The sequence below is a fragment of the Micromonospora sp. NPDC048907 genome (assembly GCF_055586885.1).
This window is the reverse complement of sequence record NZ_JBVJHI010000004.1, coordinates 61426-79748: the sequence shown is the minus strand read 5'-3', so window position 1 is coordinate 79748 and position 18323 is coordinate 61426. Positions and strand designations below refer to the sequence as shown.

Annotated in this window: 18 protein-coding genes; 10 read left to right on the top strand and 8 right to left on the bottom strand. The window is 75.6% G+C overall.

Features of this window, described 5'->3' with window-relative positions; genetic code table 11:
- Position 1: 1 nt before the first annotated feature.
- The 4 genes from ACZ6PY_RS14280 to ACZ6PY_RS14265 all read left to right on the top strand — a co-directional run bounded on the left by ACZ6PY_RS14280 (position 2) and on the right by ACZ6PY_RS14265 (position 5326).
- Entirely contained in the window at positions 2–586 is a 585-nt protein-coding gene (locus ACZ6PY_RS14280) for a hypothetical protein (protein WP_466073577.1), read from the top strand.
- A 207-nt stretch (positions 587–793) separates the two neighbouring features.
- Positions 794–1345: a hypothetical protein gene (locus ACZ6PY_RS14275; protein WP_466072230.1), complete on the top strand. Its 552-nt coding sequence runs from the start codon at positions 794–796 to the stop codon at positions 1343–1345.
- Positions 1342–4569 (top strand): glycosyltransferase, encoded by a 3228-nt coding sequence (locus tag ACZ6PY_RS14270; protein WP_466072228.1) that lies wholly within the window; start codon positions 1342–1344, stop codon positions 4567–4569. The genes ACZ6PY_RS14275 and ACZ6PY_RS14270 overlap by 4 nt, the downstream gene beginning before the upstream one ends.
- Before the next feature lie 274 nt (positions 4570–4843).
- The gene (locus tag ACZ6PY_RS14265) at positions 4844–5326 is read left to right on the top strand and encodes a hypothetical protein (RefSeq protein ID WP_466072226.1); all 483 of its coding nucleotides are present in this window, start codon (positions 4844–4846) and stop codon (positions 5324–5326) included.
- Positions 5327–5495: 169 nt separating this feature from the next.
- Here ACZ6PY_RS14265 and ACZ6PY_RS14260 read toward each other — a convergent pair whose 3' ends face one another.
- Positions 5496–5975 carry a DnaJ family domain-containing protein gene (locus tag ACZ6PY_RS14260; protein WP_466072224.1) on the bottom strand — a complete coding sequence of 160 codons (480 nt, stop codon included), beginning with the start codon at positions 5973–5975 and terminating at the stop codon, positions 5496–5498.
- Between the two features lie 293 nt (positions 5976–6268).
- On the opposite strand from ACZ6PY_RS14260, the gene ACZ6PY_RS14255 reads away from it, so the two are divergent.
- Positions 6269–6697 (top strand): YkvA family protein, encoded by a 429-nt coding sequence (locus tag ACZ6PY_RS14255; RefSeq protein ID WP_466072222.1) that lies wholly within the window; start codon positions 6269–6271, stop codon positions 6695–6697.
- Between the two features lie 13 nt (positions 6698–6710).
- Here ACZ6PY_RS14255 and ACZ6PY_RS14250 read toward each other — a convergent pair whose 3' ends face one another.
- Positions 6711–7259 carry a GNAT family N-acetyltransferase gene (locus ACZ6PY_RS14250; protein ID WP_466072220.1) on the bottom strand — a complete coding sequence of 183 codons (549 nt, stop codon included), beginning with the start codon at positions 7257–7259 and terminating at the stop codon, positions 6711–6713.
- A gap of 101 nt (positions 7260–7360) precedes the next feature.
- Between ACZ6PY_RS14250 and ACZ6PY_RS14245 the strand changes: the two genes are divergently transcribed.
- On the top strand, positions 7361–8011 hold the full coding sequence (locus tag ACZ6PY_RS14245; protein WP_466072218.1) for a LysE family translocator: 651 nt from the start codon (positions 7361–7363) through the stop codon (positions 8009–8011).
- 25 nt (positions 8012–8036) lie between these two features.
- On the opposite strand, the gene ACZ6PY_RS14240 is transcribed toward ACZ6PY_RS14245, so the two are convergent.
- The 4 genes from ACZ6PY_RS14240 to ACZ6PY_RS14225 are packed head-to-tail and all read right to left on the bottom strand — an operon-like array spanning position 8037 to position 11395.
- Positions 8037–8546, bottom strand: coding sequence for an NUDIX hydrolase (locus ACZ6PY_RS14240; protein ID WP_466072216.1), 510 nt, complete (start codon positions 8544–8546; stop codon positions 8037–8039).
- 9 nt (positions 8547–8555) lie between these two features.
- Positions 8556–9380, bottom strand: a complete 825-nt coding sequence (locus ACZ6PY_RS14235) for an SDR family NAD(P)-dependent oxidoreductase (protein ID WP_466072214.1) — start codon at positions 9378–9380, stop codon at positions 8556–8558.
- A complete protein-coding gene (locus ACZ6PY_RS14230; protein ID WP_466072212.1) occupies positions 9377–10690 on the bottom strand; it encodes a flavin-containing monooxygenase in 1314 nt (437 codons plus the stop codon). Before ACZ6PY_RS14230 ends, ACZ6PY_RS14235 begins: the two co-directional genes overlap by 4 nt.
- Before the next feature lie 54 nt (positions 10691–10744).
- Positions 10745–11395 carry a TetR/AcrR family transcriptional regulator gene (locus ACZ6PY_RS14225; protein WP_466072210.1) on the bottom strand — a complete coding sequence of 217 codons (651 nt, stop codon included), beginning with the start codon at positions 11393–11395 and terminating at the stop codon, positions 10745–10747.
- Positions 11396–11466: 71 nt separating this feature from the next.
- Here ACZ6PY_RS14225 and ACZ6PY_RS14220 point away from each other — a divergent pair, with 71 nt between their 5' ends.
- On the top strand, positions 11467–12825 hold the full coding sequence (locus ACZ6PY_RS14220; RefSeq protein WP_466072208.1) for an MFS transporter: 1359 nt from the start codon (positions 11467–11469) through the stop codon (positions 12823–12825).
- Here the strand turns inward: ACZ6PY_RS14220 and ACZ6PY_RS14215 are convergent.
- A complete protein-coding gene (locus tag ACZ6PY_RS14215; protein WP_466072206.1) occupies positions 12774–14198 on the bottom strand; it encodes an MFS transporter in 1425 nt (474 codons plus the stop codon). The two genes, ACZ6PY_RS14220 and ACZ6PY_RS14215, sit on opposite strands and share 52 nt — an antisense overlap.
- 95 nt (positions 14199–14293) lie before the next feature.
- On the opposite strand from ACZ6PY_RS14215, the gene ACZ6PY_RS14210 reads away from it, so the two are divergent.
- The 3 genes from ACZ6PY_RS14210 (at position 14294) to ACZ6PY_RS14200 (ending at position 16743) form a co-directional block, all read left to right on the top strand.
- Positions 14294–14869, top strand: coding sequence for a helix-turn-helix domain-containing protein (locus ACZ6PY_RS14210; protein ID WP_466072204.1), 576 nt, complete (start codon positions 14294–14296; stop codon positions 14867–14869).
- Positions 14870–14895: 26 nt separating this feature from the next.
- On the top strand, positions 14896–16089 hold the full coding sequence (locus tag ACZ6PY_RS14205; RefSeq protein ID WP_466072202.1) for a hypothetical protein: 1194 nt from the start codon (positions 14896–14898) through the stop codon (positions 16087–16089).
- A 63-nt stretch (positions 16090–16152) separates the two neighbouring features.
- Complete coding sequence (locus ACZ6PY_RS14200) at positions 16153–16743, top strand: pyridoxamine 5'-phosphate oxidase family protein (RefSeq protein WP_466072200.1); 591 nt, start codon at positions 16153–16155, stop codon at positions 16741–16743.
- Between the two features lie 12 nt (positions 16744–16755).
- On the opposite strand, the gene ACZ6PY_RS14195 is transcribed toward ACZ6PY_RS14200, so the two are convergent.
- A complete protein-coding gene (locus tag ACZ6PY_RS14195; protein ID WP_466072198.1) occupies positions 16756–18237 on the bottom strand; it encodes a peptide MFS transporter in 1482 nt (493 codons plus the stop codon).
- Positions 18238–18323: the final 86 nt, after the last annotated feature.

The following is an 18323-nucleotide window of genomic DNA, read 5'->3' as shown; positions in this document are numbered from 1 at the left end:
CATGGCCGAGACCTTCGCAGATCAGGACCTGACCACCCTGCGGTCCATCGCGCGCGGGGCCGGAATAACGGACACCGAGCGCATGCCGCACGACGAGCTGGTCGACATGTTGCGCCGCGCGGGGCTGGCCGACCCGGACGCCCGGCCGGTCGACACGAGCCTGGCCGATCCGGGTGACCCCGGTGTGCCCGGCGCGTACCACGCGCAGGGCGTCGGACGGCGGGAGTCCGCCGGCGGCGCGGGCGGGCAGACCGCCGACTGGCCGGACCAGCCGACCGAGGATCCGGCCGGGCTGTCGGGGCTTCCCCGCAGCAGCCTGAGCCTGGGTGACGAGAGCACCGGCGGGCGTGCCGCCGAGGAGGCGATCGGCGCCCGGCCCGGGGAATCCGGCACCGAGATCGACGACCGCACCGAGGACGACCGGGGCGTACGGGGCGACAGCCAGGATCCGGCCGGGCTGTCGGGGCTTCCCCGCAGCAGCCTGGATCTGGGTGACGAGAGCACCGGCGGGCGTGCCGCCGAGGAGGCGATCGGCGCCCGGCCCGGGGAATCCGGCACCGAGATCGACGACCGCACCCAGCCCTGATCGACGGGAACCGCGAGCCACCCCCGCCGGTGGGGGTGGCTCGCGGAGCATTGTGGACCTTCATCCTGTTTCGCCGCTCAATGCCCGTCTGCTCCGTCTGAGACGAGCATGCCTCTTCTTCCGGATACGCGAATGGTGAAAATTCGGCGCGCATCCTCACTTTAGAATCTGGACATAAGCTCACAAGCTCCCCAATAGCCTCAGCCGGTGGCTTCTCGCATCTCGTTCGACCGGCTCCCCGGCGGCCCGCACCCTCCGGCGACGACAGTTCCGCCCCGTCCCGCCCGCCCGGTCTTCGTCGACGCGACCGGCGCCCGCCGGCAACGGATCCGGCGCGCGGGCGTCCTCGTCGCGGTGGCCTCGCTGGCCTACCTGCCGATGGCCGCCGCCGCCCTGCTTCCGGGCCCGGCGACGCCGATGCTGCCCGGCCCGGTCTCGGTCGGCGGCGGGGACGCCCGTCCACCCGCCCTCGTCCCCTCGCCCGCGACCACGGCGCCGCGCCCGGTTCCGCCGCGGACGCGAGCCGCCGACACACCACCGGCGCCGGCCGCCGCGCGACGCCCGGCCCGCGACGCGCGACCGGCGCCCCGGCAGGTCGGCCCCACCCGGGACGCGGCGCCGCCGCCGGACACCGCCCCGTCGCCGACCCCGCCACCGGCGGACCCGACGCCGCCGGTCACCCCGACACCCGCGGCGACCACCGACCCCGGCACGACGCCGCCGACCCTGCCCCTGATCGATCCGGAGGTCGTCGGATGACGCTGCCCACCCGTCGCACCGCCGGCCGGTTCGTCGTCGCCTCGCTGGCCCTGGTGGTCGGATCCGTGCTGCTGGTCGATGCGTACGCGAACGCGCGCTTCCGCCCCGACCACGTCCGCGACGCCGAGGACCAGGTCACCGTGCCCACGGAGATCCTGGACGGCGGGCCGGTGCTCGACGCCCGCGGCGCGCAGCCCCGCACCTACCGGCTGCCCGCGCGGACCATCGCCCTCACCTTCGACGACGGGCCGGATCCGACCTGGACCCCCCGGGTCCTCGATGTGCTGCGCCGGCACCACGCCCCGGCCACCTTCTTCGTCGTCGGGTCGGAGGTGGCCCGCCATCCGGACCTGGCCCGCCGAGCGGTGGCCGAGGGACACGAGCTGGGGGTGCACACATTCACCCACCCCGACGTCAGCCTGCTGCCCGCCTGGCGGCAGCGGATGGAGTACGCGCAGACCCAGATGGCGATCGTGCACGCCACCGGGGTCCGCACCAGCCTGCTGCGCTTCCCGTACTCGTCGGTGCCCAGCGCCGTCGACGACGCCACCTGGCCGGTGATCCGGCAGGCCGCCGGGCAGGGCTACCTGACCGTGGTCAACGACCTCGACGGCGAGGACTGGGCCCGCCCCGGCGTGGACGCCGTCGTGCGGAACCTGACGCCGGCCGGCGACGCGGGCGCCGTGGTGCTGCTGCACGACGCCGGCGGGGACCGCTCGCAGACCGTCGCGGCCCTGGACCGGTTCATCCCGCTGATGCGGGCCCGCGGCTACACCTTCACCACGGTCAGCGCGGGGATGAGCCGGGCGCGGCCCGAGGCGGCCACGTTCGCCGGTAACGTCCCGGCGTCCACCTGGGACCGGTGGCGGGCCGCCCCGCTCTGCTGGGCGATCCGGCTCGCCGACGGGATCCTGCGTGGCCTCGCCCTGCTCTTCGTCGCCGTCGGGCTGCTCATGCTGACCCGGACACTGCTCCTGCTCCTGCTGGCCCGCCGGCTGGCCCGGAGCCGGCGCGCGCACCGCTGGCCCTGGGGGGTGACCAACGCCCCGGTGTCGGTCATCGTGCCGGCCTACAACGAGCGGGCCGGCATCGTCGCCACCGTCCGGTCCCTGGTCGCCAACGACCACCCCGGGATCGAGGTGATCGTGGTCGACGACGGCTCGACCGACGGCACCGCCGACCTCGTCGACTCCCTCGGCCTGCCCGGAGTCCGGGTGATCCGCAGACCCAACGGCGGCAAGGCCACCGCCCTCAACACCGGACTCCTGTACGCCTCGCACGACATCATCGTCACCGTCGACGCGGACACCGTCTTCGAGCCGGACGCGATCCGGCGGCTCGTCGAGCCGTTCACCGACCCACGTATCGGGGCGGTGGCCGGCAACGTCAAGGTCGCCAACCGGCACCGGCTGCTCGGCCAGTGGCAGCACATCGAGTACGTCATCGGCTTCAGCCTGGACCGCCGGTTCTACGAGAAGCTGGGCTGCATCCCCACCGTGCCCGGCGCGATCGGCGCCTTCCGCCGGCGCGCGCTGACCGGGGTGGGCGGGATGAGCGGCGACACCCTGGCCGAGGACACCGACGTCACCATGGCGGTCCTGCGCGCGGGTTGGCGCGTGGTGTACCAGGACCGCGCCCGGGCCTGGACGGAGGCGCCCGCGTCGGTGGGCGACCTGTGGCGGCAGCGCTATCGCTGGAGTTACGGCACCCTCCAGTCGATGTGGAAGCACCGGGGCGCCCTGCGCGACCGGGGTGCGGGCGCCCGCTTCGGCCGGTTCGGCCTGCCGATGCTCGCCCTGTTCGGCGTGCTGCTTCCCCTGCTCGGGCCGGTGCTCGACCTGCTCGCCGTCTACGGACTGTTCTTCCTGGACACCACGAAGACGGCGGTCGCCTGGCTGGTCATGCTGGCCGTGCAGATGCTCACCGCGGCGGTGGCCTTCAAACTGGACCGGGAGCCGCTGCGCCCGCTGCTCACCCTGCCCATCCAGCAGTTCGCCTACCGCCAGCTGATGTACCTGGTGCTGGCCCGGTCGGTGGTCACCGCGCTGACCGGCGCGCGGCTGGGCTGGCGGCGGGTCAAACGGGCCGGCGAGGCGGTCGAGCAGACACCAGCGCCACGGGGGGCCGGGACGCGGCCGGGCCGGGACCGCTGGTTCGACACCCTGCGCGCCCTCGCGCTGGGCCGGGTCATCGCGTACCACATGTTCGGGGCCGCCTGGCTCAGCTTCGCCTTCCCCGCCATGGGGGTGATGTTCGCCCTCGGCGGCTCGCTGATGGCCCGCTCGCTGGACCGTACGCCGGAGCGGGCGGTCAGCGGCCGGCTGCGTCGCCTGCTGCCGGGGCTGTGGGCGCTGGCCCTGGTGCTCGTGCCGCTCATGCTCTGGCACGGCTGGGCCGGCCGGCCCGCCTGGCCGGCGCTGCTGAGCTGGGCGGTGCCCCTGGTGCAGCCGCCGGGCAGCGCGTGGGCGGCGGACGTGACCGGAGTGCTCTGGTACCTGGTGACGTACCTCTGGCTGGTGCTGCTCTCCCCCGCGATGCTGGCGCTGCACCGGCGGTGGCCGCTGTGGTCGGTGCTCGTGCCGTTGGCCGGCGTGGTGCTGCTCCAGACCGCGGCGCCCGGGTTCGACGGGCCGGTGGAGTCGGTGCTGACCGACCTCGTCACGTTCGCCGCCTGCTGGCTCGTGGGCTTCGCGCACCAGGACCGGCGGTTGCGGCGGCTCCCCGTGCCGGCGCTGCTGGGCCTGGCGGTGCTCTGCCTGGGCGCGGCGGTCGGCTGGCTGGCCACCCATCCCGACGCGGGGCGCGACCTCAACGACGTCCCGGTGGCGCAGGCGTTCTGGTCGCTCGGGTTCGTGCTGCTGCTGCTGCGCGCCGCGCCGCCGATGGGCTGGCTGTCCCGGCTCCGGTCGCTGGACCGGCTGGTGACCGCGCTGAACAGCCGGGCGCTGACCATCTACCTGTGGCACAACGCCGCCATCGCGGTCTGCTTCGCCGTGGGCGACTCGATCGGTCTCTGGCGGGTCGGTCAGGTGGGTTACCTCGCGGTCGCCCTCATGCTGCTCGCCGGCGTGGTGGTGGTCCTCGGCTGGATCGAGGACCTCAGCGCCCGGCGGCCACCACGACTGCTGCCCTGGCCCCGTCCCGCGAGCGGCCGGCACGCCGTGAAACCTCCGGTCGCGGGCCCGACCACGGTGCACCGCGAGGCGACGCCGATGAGGACGTGAACACGTGCAACACGAACGTTCAAATCGTCACAACCAGGCGAATGTGACTGATACTTGACTCAGGTTGGCGGGCGCAACCGACCCGCCTCACCTCGGAGACGACGTCACCGCGGGGCGGCAGCCCACGGCGGCGCCAAAGCGGTGATTGGGGTGATCACCGCGGCCGGCACGGGTCTCGCCCTCCTACGGGCCCGTGCCGGCCACCCCCGACCCGGGCGGCGCACCGGCCGCCCCGAACTCTGGACGCCCCTCGCAGGTCAGAAGCGGAGCGAAGATGGCGATGCGGCACCCGCCGACCCCGGCGGAGCAGGAGCTGTGGAACGCGGTCGCGGCCGGGGTGCGGGCCGCCGACGGGTCGGACCCGGCCGGCGTCGACGCCGCGGTGGACCGGCTGGCGCGGCTGCCCCACCCGTGGGCGTACCACGTGCTCGGGGACACCGCCGCGTTGCTCGTCGAGGAACTCGACCCGGACGGCCAGGACGTGTGGCCGCTGCTCGCGGCGCAACTCGACGACGACGCTCCCGCCGCCACGGCGACCCGGCGCCGGGCGTCGCCGTACCCGGGTGGCCGGCGACCGACGCGGTACGGGGCCGGCGAGCCGGAGGCGCTGCGGCGGCGACTGCTGCTCATCGCCCGGCTCGCCGACGTCACCGAGGTCGGGGTCGGTGCGTTCCTCGACGTCGCGCTCGCCACCAACGCGGGGTGGGCCAGGCGAGCGCCGGCCCACGCGCTCCCGCACTGTCGCCTGGGGCAGTGACGGGCACCTGATACACCAAAAGCGTCATTATGGTGTGGTGGCGTTCCGTCCCTTTTGTGGCGAGTAATTATCGCAATACCGTTAACGGTAATTCGATAATGAGGCTGCACGCGGGCGCGGCTCGACGAGAGCGTGAACCGGCTGGGGGTGGCGGCCCCCCGCCCGTGGATCAGCGGCGGCGCCAGGGCCACCACGAGCGACGCCGTGGCGGGGCCGGGACGGCCATCGGGTCCGTGGCCACGGGCATCCGCTCGCCCGCGGCCCGCTCCCGGGCGGCCCGCCAGTCGCGGACCACGTCGTCGGCGTTGACCGGGCGCACCACCACGCGCGGCCCGGTGGGCGCGCGCAGCCAGGCCACCACCTCGGTGTTGAGGGCGGACACGTACGCCCGCACCGACTCCTCGGTGGGCAGGTCGCGGACCTCCTCGGGGAGCTGCTCGATGCGCCGGCGCAGTTGCAGGGGGGTGGGCAGGAGCAGGTCGCTGGGGAGCTGTTCGCGCTCCAGGAAGCTCCGGATCCACCAGCCCTCGTCGTAGGGCAGGTCACGGCCGGGGATCGGCTTGCCGGCCCCGGGCAGGTTGTCGAACTCGCCGCGCTCCTGGGCCGAGCGGATCTGCGCCTCGACCGCGGCCTCCCAGCCTGTCGTCACCGCCGTCACCTCCCGTTCCCACCGTATCCGCCGGTCACCGACCCGGTTCAGCGCCGGCCGCGACCGGGCTGTTCCCCGCCCGGGCGGCCCCCGCGGGGTACGGGGTGAGACACCGGCCACAGCCGCGGCGCGGATCCGGGGAGGGCTGGCCGCGCTGCCGCCCCGGGACGGACATCTCGCCGGGCCGGCGAGGAGCGCACCGTTCCGGTCGATCGGCGCCGCCCGGGCTCGACGGCGTACATTCCGGGTGGGTCGGCGGGCGGCCCGTACCCCGGCAGGGAGGGACCACCGGCGTGCGCGACTGGCTCATCGGCCTCGGCGTCGCGGTGGCCTGCCTCCTGGCCAGTTGGGCGCTGCTGGTGCTGCTGGCCCGGCGGCTGCCGCCGGGGATCCTGCGCGACCTGGCCGCCTTCATCCCGGACTGCCTGACCACCGTGCGCCGGTTGCGCCGCGACCCCCGGGTGCCGCGGCGGGCCCGGGTGGCGATCGTGTTCGCCGGGCTCTGGCTGGCCAGCCCGATCGACCTGATCCCGGAGTTCCTGCCGGTCATCGGCCCGCTGGACGACATCGTGGTGGTGGCGCTCGCCCTGCGGTACGCCGGCCGGCAGGTCCCCCGGCAGGTGCTGCTCGACGCCTGGCCGGGCGAGCCCCGGCTGCTGCTGCGCCTGCTCGGCCCGGAGCCCACCGGCCACGCGGCCGGCCCCGAACCGGCCGAGCGCTGAGCGCGGCCGCGGGTCAGGGCCGCAGGCGGACGTGCCGGTGGCCGTCGCGCGGGAACGGCGGCCGGGCGGGCAGCACCTCCGCGAAGACGTAACCGCTCTTCTCGGCCACCCGGCAGGAGGCCGGGTTGTCGACCTGGTGCAGCAGTTCCAGGCGGGTCAGGCCGCCCGCGGCGAACCGGGCGAACGCCCAGCAGGTGACCGCGTCCACGGCCCGTGGCGCGACCCCGCGGCCCCGGGCCGGCGCGGCCGTCCAGTAGCCCACCTCGGCGGCCGGGCGCCCGGGGGTGACGTCCTTGAGCACCACGTTGGCCACCAGCCGTTCCCCCTCGCCGGTGGTCTCCAGCACGGCGAAGCTGAACCGGCGGCCGGACGCCCAGCCCTGCCGGCTGCGGCGCAGGAAGGTCCGGGCGTCGGCGGGAGTCGTCACCGGGAACCGGGTCCAACTGCGCAGCACCGGGTCCCGGTACGCGGCCAGCAGCGCCTCGGCGTCGTCGTCGCGCCACGGTCGCAGCAGCAGGCCGGGAGCGGAGGGGGTGGCGGCGGCGTGGAGCACGATCGGCATCCCGGTAGTGTCGCCCGTCACGCCGCCGCGCGGCGAGCCCACCCACCCGGCGTCGTGGTCCGGGCGTATGGTCCGGGCAGGACGGACGGCGGGGAGGTCGCGTGGTCACGGTCGGCGCGCTTGTGGGAATCGCCCTGGTGGCGTTGGGTCTGGTGCTCACGCCCGGCCCGAACATGGTCTATCTGGTGTCCCGCTCGGTCACCCAGGGGCGGCGGGCCGGGCTGGTGTCGCTGCTCGGTGTGGCCGTCGGCTTCCTGATCTACCTGGCCGCCGCGGTGGCCGGCATCGCCACGGTCTTCGTGCTGGTCCCGCCGCTGTACACGGCGGTGAAGCTGGCCGGCGCGGCGTACCTGCTGTGGCTGGCCTGGAAGACGCTGCGCCCGGGTGGGCGGTCGGCGTTCACCCCGGCGCCGCTGCCACCGGACCGCCCGCGACGGCTGTTCACCATGGGCCTGGTCACGAACCTGCTGAACCCGAAGATCGCCATCCTCTACGTGTCGTTGCTGCCGCAGTTCGTCGACCCGGCGCGCGGGCACGTGGCGGTGCAGAGCCTGCTGCTGGGGCTGACCCAGATCGGCATCGCGCTGACGGTGAACGGGCTGATCGTGCTCACCGCCGGCACGGTGTCGGCGTTCCTCACCCGGCGGCCCGCCTGGGCGCGGGCCCAGCGCTACGTGATGGGCACCGTGCTGGCCGGCCTCGCGGTGCGCATCGCCGCCGACCGCTCGCGCGCCGCCGTCGCCACCCCCTGACCGGCACGCCGCCGGGTGGCGGGGGTCAGAGGTTGTCCGGCTGGTGCAGGGCGGGGTGGTGCTCGCCGGGCGCGGCGTACCAGGGTCGCGGGTCCTCGCGCAGCGCGGTGGTGATCCGCAGGCGGGACCATTCGTCCAGTTCGGGCAGCTCGTCGGGGGCGAACCAGCCGACCGCGAGGGACTCGTCGCCGTCGGCCGTGGGCACGCCGCCGACGGCCCGGCAGCGGAACCAGACGTTGAGGTACTCGCAGGCGTCCCGGTTGGGGTAGACGACCGGGTGGGTGGCCACCCCGCCGACCCGCTCGATCTCGACCTCGATGCCGGTCTCCTCGCGGACCTCGCGGACCAGCGCGTCGGCGGGCTGCTCACCGGGGTCGACGGTGCCGGCCGGCACCGACCAGCGGCCGTTGTCGCCGCGCCGGGCCAGCAGCACCCGCCCCGCCTCGTCGGTTACCACGGCGCTGACCCCGTACAACATGAGCAGGTCGTGTCCGATGTGCCGGCGCATCCGCGCGATGTAGGGCGAGACAGCCATGGCGGCACCCTACCGGCGGGCCTCCCGGTGCCGCCGCACCAGGCCGGCGGCCAGGGGCGCGGCGTCCAGGTCCCCGGCGGCGACCCGCCCGGCGACGGTACGCCGCACCATCCGGTCGGCCAGCGCGGGCGCGTGCCGGGCCAGGGCCAGCTCCAACCGGCCCCGGGCCGTGGTGGCCACGTCCCGGGGCGCCCGGCGGGCGGCGGCGGCGCGCAGGATCGCCGCCACGACCCCCTTGACGGGTTCCAGCCGGGACACCCCGCTCAGCGACAGCCCGGCCTCGGCGGTGCTGTCGTGGATCGGGGAGGCGACCATGCTCGGGTAGACCACGCTGACCCCGACGTGCGTGCCGACCTCGTGACGCAGCGCGTCGGCGTACGCGACGAGGGCCCGTTTGCTCACCCCGTAGGCGGCCGCGAGGGGCAGCGGCAGCACGGCCATCCGGCTGGCCACGAAGACCACCCGGCCGCGCGCTGCCTCCAGGGCGGGCAGCGCCGCCGCCGTGGTGCGCCAGGCGGCGAGCAGGTTGACCTCCAGTTGCCGGCGGACCACCTCGTCGGGTGGCAGCTCGGCCGGGGCGGGTCCGCCGACGCCGGCGTTGTTGACCAGCAGGTCCAGGCCGCCGAGCCGGTTCACGGCGGCGGCCACCGCGGCCGGCACGGCGGCCGGGTCGGTCAGGTCGCAGCCGAGCACCGGCGTCGCGCCGTCCTCGTCCGGGTGCAGGTCCAGCCCGACGACGCGGGCGCCGGCCGCGGTCAGCGCGGCACACAGGTGCCGGCCGAAGGTGCCCCGCGCGCCGGTGACCAGCACCCGCCGTCCCGCCAGCCCGCTCACCGCCGTACCCCCGCCCGGCGGCGCCCGGCGGCCAGCTCCCGCTCCAGCTCGTTCAGGTACGCGTCGAAGTCGACCCGCATGTGCGGCCGGCGCTGCCCCCACCGGGTGGTGGCGGCGCGCAGTTCCGCGCGGGCGGCCGCGGCCTGCCGGGCCGGGTCCGGTGGGGTCCAGGTGCCGGCGAGCCAGCCGGCGACCAGCCGGGCCTGGGCCTCGACCAGCGGGAACGCCGCACCGGTGGACTGCATGAGGCCGACGAAAGCCAGCCCGGGAGCGTCGAGGTGGAACACGTGCCGGTACAGCGGCAGCCGGTCGGCGCCGTCGCCGAGCAGCTCGGGGTCGAGGAAGGGGACCTCCACCCGGTAGCCGGTGCACCAGACCACGAGGTCCACCTCGTCGGCGCGGCCGTCGGTGAACTCGACCCGGTCGCCGGCGAACCGGGCGATCCCGGGGCGGGCCTGGATGTCGCCGTGGGTGAGCCGGGACAGCAGCCCGTCGGAGAGGGTGGGGTGGTCCTGGAGGAACCCGTGGGCGGGGGCGGGCAGCCCGTACCGGGCGGGTGGACCGACGGTGGCCGTGAGCATGGTCTGGCTGATCCGCTGCCGCAGCCGCCAGGGCAGCCGGCGGGCGAGCGCCCCGTTGAGGGTGTCGGAGGGGCGGCCGAGCAGGTACTTGGGCACCACCCATACCCCGCGGCGCAGCGACAGCAGGGTGCGCGCGGCGGCGTACGACGCGTCGACGGCGATGTCCATCGCGGAGTTGCCGCCGCCGACGACCAGCACCCGCCGGCCGGCCAGCTGCTCCGGGCCCCGGTAGTCGTGGCTGTGCACCTGCTCCGCGGTGCATCCGCCCGGGTACGGATCGGGCCACTTCGGCGCCCGGTTGTGCCCGTTGGCGACCACCACCGCCTCGACGTCGACGCGGGCCGGTCCGTCGGGTCCGGTGGCCTGCACGGTCCAGCCGCCGCCGGCGGCCCGGGTGACCCGCTCGACGGTGTGCCGCTGCCGCACGGCGTCGCGCAGCCCGAACCGGTCGGCGTAGTCGGCGAGGTAGCCGGCGACGCGGCTGTGGTCGGGGTAGTCGGGCCAGTGCGCCGGCATCGGGTGGTCGGCGAACTGGGTGCGCCCCTTGCTGGTGTTCAGGTGCAGTGTCCGGTACGCGGGCGAGCCGGGTGACCCGTACACCCAGAGGCCGCCGACGGTGTCGGTGGCCTCGAACGCGACCGCCGGCACGCCGGCGTCGGCGAGTGCCTTGAGGGTGGCCAGTCCGGCCGCGCCGGCGCCGACGACCGCGACCCGGGGTGGTGCCGCCATGCCCGCCTCCTTAATCCAACGACCGCTGGATAATCCCCGGCGGGCGGCGACCCGTCAAGGGCCGGCCGGCGGGTACAGCCCGTCGAGGAAGCGGTGCACGAAGCCGCGGAACTCGCGCCGCTCCCGGGCGCCGGAGCCGGTGCCGGCGGCGAGGGCCACCACGTGACCGTGCACCGCCCAGACCAGGCTGCGCACGGTCACGTGCGGGGTCGGCTCGACCAGGGCGCCGCCCTCGGCGGCCGCGGCCAGCAACTCCTCGACCAGCGCGTAGAGCGGTGCCGCGTAGCGCTGGTCCAGGTCGGCGTGCCGGTGCGGCTCCAGCCAGCGCCGCAGCCACAGGGCGGTCGTCTCCGGCCGGTCCTCCAGGAAGTCGACGAACACGTCGACCAGGTCGTGCAGCGTCCGCAGCGCGTCGGCCCGCCCGGCCGCCAGGGCCGTCCGGGCGCGCTCCCCGGCCACCTCGAGGACCTCCCGCTCGGCGGCGAAGACCCGGGCGAAGCAGGCGTCGTAGAGCTCCGCCTTCGTACCGGTGTGGTGGGCGACGGTGGCCACGTCGACGCCCGCCGCGGCGGCCACGTCGCGCAGGCCGACCGCGTCGAAGCCACGCTCGGCGAAGAGCGCGGTGGCGGCGGCGAGCACCAGCTCCCGGGTGGGCCGCTCGTCGCCACGGCGGGGCCGGCCCGGTCGCCGGCGGGGCATGGTCATCCCGCCATTGTTCCCCCTACAATCCAGCATCCGTTGGATTGGGGTCGGCGTGCCCCGAGGAGGAGGCGGCGATGACGCTCGACCAGCGACGGCGGGCCGCCGCCGTCCTGCCGCGCGGCCCGCTGGCCGGCTTCGCCGCCGGCTCGCTCGGCATGGGCGTCTGGGTCACCGTGCCCGGGCTCCTGCTGCTGTACTTCCTCACCGACGTCCTCGCCGTCGCCCCGTGGCTGGCGGGGCTGACCCTGCTGGTGCCGAAGATCGCCGACGTGCTGCTGCACCCCTGGATCGGGCACCGCTGCGACGTCGAGCAGGCCCGGCGCGGCCACCGGCGGCGCCTGCTGTTGGCCGGTTGCGCCCTGCCGCTGGCCTTCGCCGCGCTGTTCGCGGTGCCCGGCGAGCTGAGCGGCGCGCGGGCCGCGGCCTGGGTGGCGCTGTTCTTCGTCGCCGGGAACCTGCTCTTCGCCGCGTACCAGGTGCCCTACCTGGCCACCCCGGCGGACCTGCGGATCGGCTACCACGAGCGCACCCGGCTGATGGCCTTCCGGATGGTGGTCCTCACCCTCGGCATCCTGGTCTCCGGGCTGCTGGCGCCGCTGCTGGCCGGCGGTGACACCGCCACCCGCGCCGGGTACCTGCGGATGGCGGTGCTGCTCGCGGTGGGGATGCTCGCGGCGATGGTGGTCGGCGTCGCCGGGATCGACCGGCTGCGCCGTGCCGCCGCGGCGCCGTCGCCGCCGCACCGGGCGGGCGGCTGGGCGACCCTGGCGGCGAGCCTGCGCGACCGGCAGTTCCGCTGGCTGGTGGGCGCGTATCTGGCCATGTCGACCACCACCCACCTGGTGCTCGCCGGGGTGCCCTACTACGCCGAGTACGAGCTGGGCCGCCCGAAACTGACCACCGTGCTGGTCGCCGCGTTCGTCGCGCCGGCGCTGCTGGTCACCCCGGCCTGGCTGGCGGTGGCCCGGCGGGTCGGCAAGCAGTCGGCGCTGCTCGCCGGCCAGGTGGCCTTCGCCGTCGGCGCGCTGGTGCTGGCCGTCGGCCGGCCGGCCGGGCTGCCGGTGCTGGTCGGGGCGGTGGCGGTGCTCGGGGTGGCGTTCGCCGGGATGCAGTTGCTGCCCTTCTCGATGCTGCCCGACGTGATCCGGGCCGCCGACGCCGACCGGGCCGGCACCTACACCGGGGTGTGGACCGCCACCGAGGCCACCGGCGCGGCGTTGGGCCCCTACGCCTACGCGCTCTGCCTGGCCGCCGGGGGCTTCGTGGCCTCCGCCGCCGGACAGGCGGTCACCCAGTCGGCGGGCGCGCTCACCGCGATCCGGTACGGCTTCGGCCTGCTGCCGGCCGCGCTCATGGTGGTCGCGGTGCTGCTGCAACGCCGCTACACCCTCGACCGGGCGGCCCGCGCCGACGCCGGCGACGGCGCCGCCTGACGGGCGGCGCGGGCCACGACGAAGAGGAACAGGCCACAGGCGGCGACGAGGAACCACCCCGGGCGGGACGCGCGCGCCAGGCCCGCCGGTCCGACCCCGGCGACGAGGCCGCCGGCGACGGCGATGCCGATGGCCGATCCGAGCTGCCGGGCGGTGGAGGTGATCGCCCCGGCGACGCCGGCCCGCGCCGGCGGCAGGCCGCTCACCGCGGTGTTGGTGATCGGCGCGTTGGCGAAGCCGAAGCCGACCCCGATGAGCAGGTAGGCCGGCAGGAGCTGCCGGAGATCCGGCTCGGGACCCAGGTCGACCAGGCTGAGCCCGCCGGCGGTGAGGAACGCGCCGGCGAGCAGGAGTGGCCGCCGCGCACCGTACCGCCCGGCGAGCCGGCCGGACAGCGGCGCGCAGAGGGTCGCGCCGAGCGCCAGGGGCAGGGTCGCGGTCCCCGCGGCGAGTGGGGTCCAGCCGTGGCCGTGCTGCAGGTACAGCGTGGTGAGCAGCAGGCTGACGGTCAGCGCGACGAACACGGCCACCGCGCCCAGCACCGCCGTGGCGAAGGCCGGCCGCCGGAACAGCCCCAGCTCCATGAGGGGTTCGCGGCGACGTCGCTCGACCGCCACGAAGCCTCCGGCGGCCGCGGCGGCGACCACGTACGCGGCCCAGGCCGGCGGTGACGCCCAGCCGATGCGCGGGCCCTCGATGAGCACGGCGACGCAGAGGCTCACCACGACGGTGAGGAGGACCTGGCCCGGCAGGTCGAGCCTCCGGGCCCGCGGCGCGCGGGACTCCGGCACGAACCGCGCGCTCAGCACGAGCGCGGCGACGACGACCGGGGCGTTGACCCAGAACACCGACCGCCAGCCGAACGCCGCGATGAGCGCGCCGCCGGCGACCGGCCCGGCCGCCATGCTGAGCCCGAAGACCGAGGCCCAGATCCCGATGGCCTGGGCCCGTTCCCGTGGGTCGGGCATCGCGTTCACCACGATGGCCAGGGCCACGGGGCTGAGCATCGACGCACCGACGCCCTGGACGGCCCGCGCCGCGACGAGCGCGCCGAGCGACGGCGCCACCGCGCAGGCCACCGACGCGACGCCGAAGACGACCAGCCCCCACCGGAAGACCCGGCGGCGGCCCAGCCGGTCGGCCAGCGCGCCCGCGGAGATCAGCAGGCTGGCCAGGATCACGGTGTAGGCGTCCACGACCCATTCCAGGCTCCGGGTGCCCACCCGCAGCCCGCGCCCGATGGCGGGCAGGCCCACGTTGACGATGGTGGTGTCCAGCCCGACGAGCAGCATGCTCAGCGCGCAGATCGCCAGCACCGCCCACCGCCGGCGCGTACTGAGCTCGGACCGTACGGTCAGGGATGTCGCGGCCACGCGCTCACCTCCGGGTCGGGGAACCTGCCCCGCCATGCTCGGACCGGGTGACCCCGCGGACCCAACCTTCTTGCGGAAACCGCAAAATGGCAGGTGTGGAAGACGACCTCGCGGAACTGCTCGACGGCATCGGGCCGCGGCTGCGCGCGCTGCGCCGCGACCGCGGCCTGACGCTGGAGACCCTCGCGGCGCAGACCGGCATCTCGGTGACCAAGCTCTCCCGTCTCGAGTCGGGCAAGCGGCGCCCCACCCTGGAGCTGCTCATCCCGCTGGCCCGCGCCCACCGCGTCGCGCTGGACCAGCTGGTGGCGGCGCCGGCCACCGGCGACCCCCGCGTCCACCTGCGTCCGCACCGGCGGCGGCGCGGCGGAGTGGTGGTGCCCCTGACCCAGTACCCGGGGCGGGTCCAGGTCTTCAAGCAGGTCCTCGCGCCCCGGGAGCCGGCACTGGTCACCCACGCCGGCTACGAGTGGCTCTACGTCCTCGCCGGCCGGCTCCGCCTCGTCCTCGGCGACCGTGAGTTCCTCCTCCACCCCGGTGAGGTGGCCGAGTTCGACACCGGCGAACCGCACTGGTTCGGCCCGGCCGACACGGACAGCGAGATCCTGCACCTGTTCGGACCGCACGGCGACCAGGCCGTCGTGCGCACCGGGCCGTCGACACCGTCGTGACCCGCGGCAACTAGACTTCGCCGCCGATGGACGCCCCGCCCGCCCCCGAGACCCGTCCCTGCGCCCACTGCGGACGGGAGGTGCCGCAGCGCGCCGGCGCGGGCCGGCCGTTCCGGTACTGCCGGGACAACGACGGCGCCTGCCAGCGCGCCTCGCGCAACTCCCGGATGCGCCACCGCAACTCCCCCGGTCTGCCCGGCCAGGTGGCCCGCACCTGGGAGGCGGTGGACCGGCTCGACCAGATCGTGGACACCCTCACCGAGGCGCTGCACGCCGAGCTGTCCCCGGCCGGGGTGGAGCGGCAGCTCGCCGAGGTCCGCGCCGAGACGGCCGCCCAGGTGGCGGCGGCGCACACCGAACGCGACGAGGCCCGGCGGGACGCCGAGGACGCCGCCGCGGCCGCCGCCCGGGCCCGCCAGGAAGCGCAGGCGGCGCTGGCCGACCGCGACGCCGCCCGGGAGCGGGCCGAGCGCGCCGAGGCCGCGTCGACCGCGGCCGCCGACCGCGCCCGGCAGGCCGAGGCGGCCCGGGACGAGGCGCGCGGCGAGGCCGGCGCCGCGCAGGCGCTGCGGGTGCAGGCCGAGCGGGACCGCGACGCCGCCCGCCACGAGCTGCGTACCGTGCGGGCCGAACGCGACGCCGAGCGCCGGCGGGTCACCGACCTGACCGCCGAGCGGGACGCCGCCCGGGTCGACGCCGAGCGGGCCACCCGCTCGGCCGGCGAGGCCCTCGACCGGGCCGAGCGGCTGGGCGCCGAGGCCGGTCGGGCCCGCGCCGACGCCGAGGCCGCCCGGAGTTCGGCCGAGCACGCCCGCGCCGAGGCGGCCGAGGCACGACGGACCCTGCAGACCGAGGCCGACCGGGCCCGCGCGGAAGCTGCCGAGGCGCGGCGGACCGGGCAGGAGGCGCAGGTCGCCCGGGACCGGGCCGAGGCCGCGCGGGCGGAGGCCGTCGCGGCGGCCGCGGCCGCCCGGGAGGAGCTGGCGGCCGTCGCCGCCGAGCGGGACGCCCTCGCCGCCGAGCGGGACGCCCTCGCCGCCGACCTGGCCGCCGCGCGGCAGGCCGCCGCCGCCGTCGAGGCCCGGCTGGCCGAGCTGACCGTACGGGTGGCCGCCGCCGAGACCGACCGCGACGCCGCCCAGCGGCGGGCCGGTCAGCTCGCCGACCAGGTCAGCGATCTGGCCAGCGCCCTGGCCCGGCTCGGCTCCCGCACCGGCTGACACCGCCCGCCACGGGCTGGGACGGGGCAGCGGAGGGTGGCGGCCGGCGAGGATGATCAGGGCGTGGGCAAGACGTACGAACGTATCGACGGGCGGCTGCGGACCTTCATCGAGGCGCAGCCGATGTTCTTCACGGCCACCGCTCCGCTGGCCGGCGACGGGACGATCAACCTCTCCCCCAAGGGTCTGCGCGGCTCCTTCGCGGTGCTCGACGAGCTGACGGTCGCGTACCTGGACTTCGCCGGCAGCAACGCCGAGACCGTCGCGCACCTGCGGGAGAACGGCCGCATCACCCTGATGTGGTGCGCCTTCGCCGGCCCGCCGAACATCGTCCGGGTGCACGGGCGGGGCGAGCCGGTGTTCCGCGACGATCCCCGCTGGCCGGAGCTGCTGGGCCACTTCCCCGACATCGACCCGAGCCTGCACGGCCTGCGGGCGATCGTGGTGGTCCGTGCCGAGCTGATCCGCGACACCTGCGGCTACGCGGTTCCACTGATGACCTACGAGGCCGACCGGGACCTGCACGGGCGCCGGTTCGCCCGCGAGGACGACGCGTCGCTGAGCGCGTACTTCGCCGGCAAGGACCATGTGGCGACCAGCATCGACGGGCTGCCGGGCCTGCCGCTGCCGCTGCCGCCGACCCCGGCCCGGTGACGCCCGGGCCGGTCAGTGGATGCCGGCCATCAGCTGGCGGATCTGCCGGGTGAACATCACGGCGGCCAGCCCGAGCACCACCGAGGCCAGGCCGAAGGTCAGGAAGTACGTGGGCTCGGACCAGCTGTCGGCGAGCCGGGCGACCTGACCGCCGATCGCGTCGCCGACCGCGGTGGCGAGGAACCACAGGCCGAGCATCTGGCTGGCGTACTTGACCGGGGCGAGCTTCGTGGTGGCCGACAGCCCCACCGGGCTCAGCGCCAGCTCGCCGGCGACCTGGATCGCGTACACGGCGACCAGCCACCACGGGGAGACCAGGTCGCCGCCGACGGCGGCCTGCGCGGCGGCGGCCATCAGCACGAACGACAGGCCGTTGAGCACCAGGCCGACGGCGAACTTCATGGGCGTGGACACCCGGTGGCCGAGCCTCAGCCACAGCCAGGCGGCCCGGGGCGCCCCGATGATGATCAGGATGGGGTTCACCGACTGCAGCCACGACGCCGGGAAGGTGAAGCCGGCCACGTTCCGGTCGGTCTGGTCCTCGGCGAAGATGTTCAGCACCGACCCGGCCTGGTCGTAGATCAGCCAGAACGCCGCGGCGAAGACGAACAGCCACAGGTAGGCCTTCATCCGGCTGCGCTCGGTGGCGCTGATCTCCCGGTCGGTCAGGATCCGGGCGAAGTAGGCGATGGTGACCAGCACGGTGACGAGGGTGAGCAGGTTGACCACCGTGTCGACGGTGAACAGGCCGATCACGGCCAGCACGGCCAGCACCACGAGCACCACCACGGCCACCACGGCGATGCGGGTCAGCGCCCGCCGCCGGTCGGCGCCGAGCAGCGGGTCGGCCGGTCGCGCGCCGGCGTCACCGAGGTTGCGCCGGCCCAGCACGTACTGGATCACGCCGAAGGTCATGCCGATCGCGGCCGCCCCGAAGCCCAGATGCCAGTTGATCTTCTCGCCGAGGAAGCCGGTGATCAGCGGGGCGATGAACGCGCCCAGGTTGATGCCCATGTAGAAGATCGAGAAGCCGGCGTCGCGGCGCGGGGAGTCCCGGTCGTAGAGGTCCCCGACCATGGTGGAGATGTTGGGCTTGAGCAGGCCGGTGCCGAGCACGATCAGCGTCATGCCGGCGAAGACGCTCCACCGCGCCGGGACGGCCATCACGTAGTGCCCGGCCGCGATCACCACGCCGCCCCAGAGCACGCTGCGCCGCGCGCCGATCAGCCGGTCGGCCACCCACCCGCCGGGCAGCGCCATGAGGTAGACCATGGCGTTGTAGGTGCCGTAGACGGCGTTGGCGGTGGACTCCCCGATGCCCAGCCCCTCGTCGGCGACCGACGCGGTCAGGTACAGCACGAGGATGGCCCGCATGCCGTAGAAGCTGAACCGCTCCCACATCTCGGTGAGGAACAGCGTCGACAGCGCCCGCGGGTGGCCGAAGAAGGTCTTCCCGCCGGGCACCCGGGCCTCGGCCGGCGCGTCACCGGTCATCGTCACCTCCGCACACGTGATGGCGGATAACATCCCCGTTGACAGTCGAAACACTCCACCGATTCGGCCCGGCCGGGGACGACCCC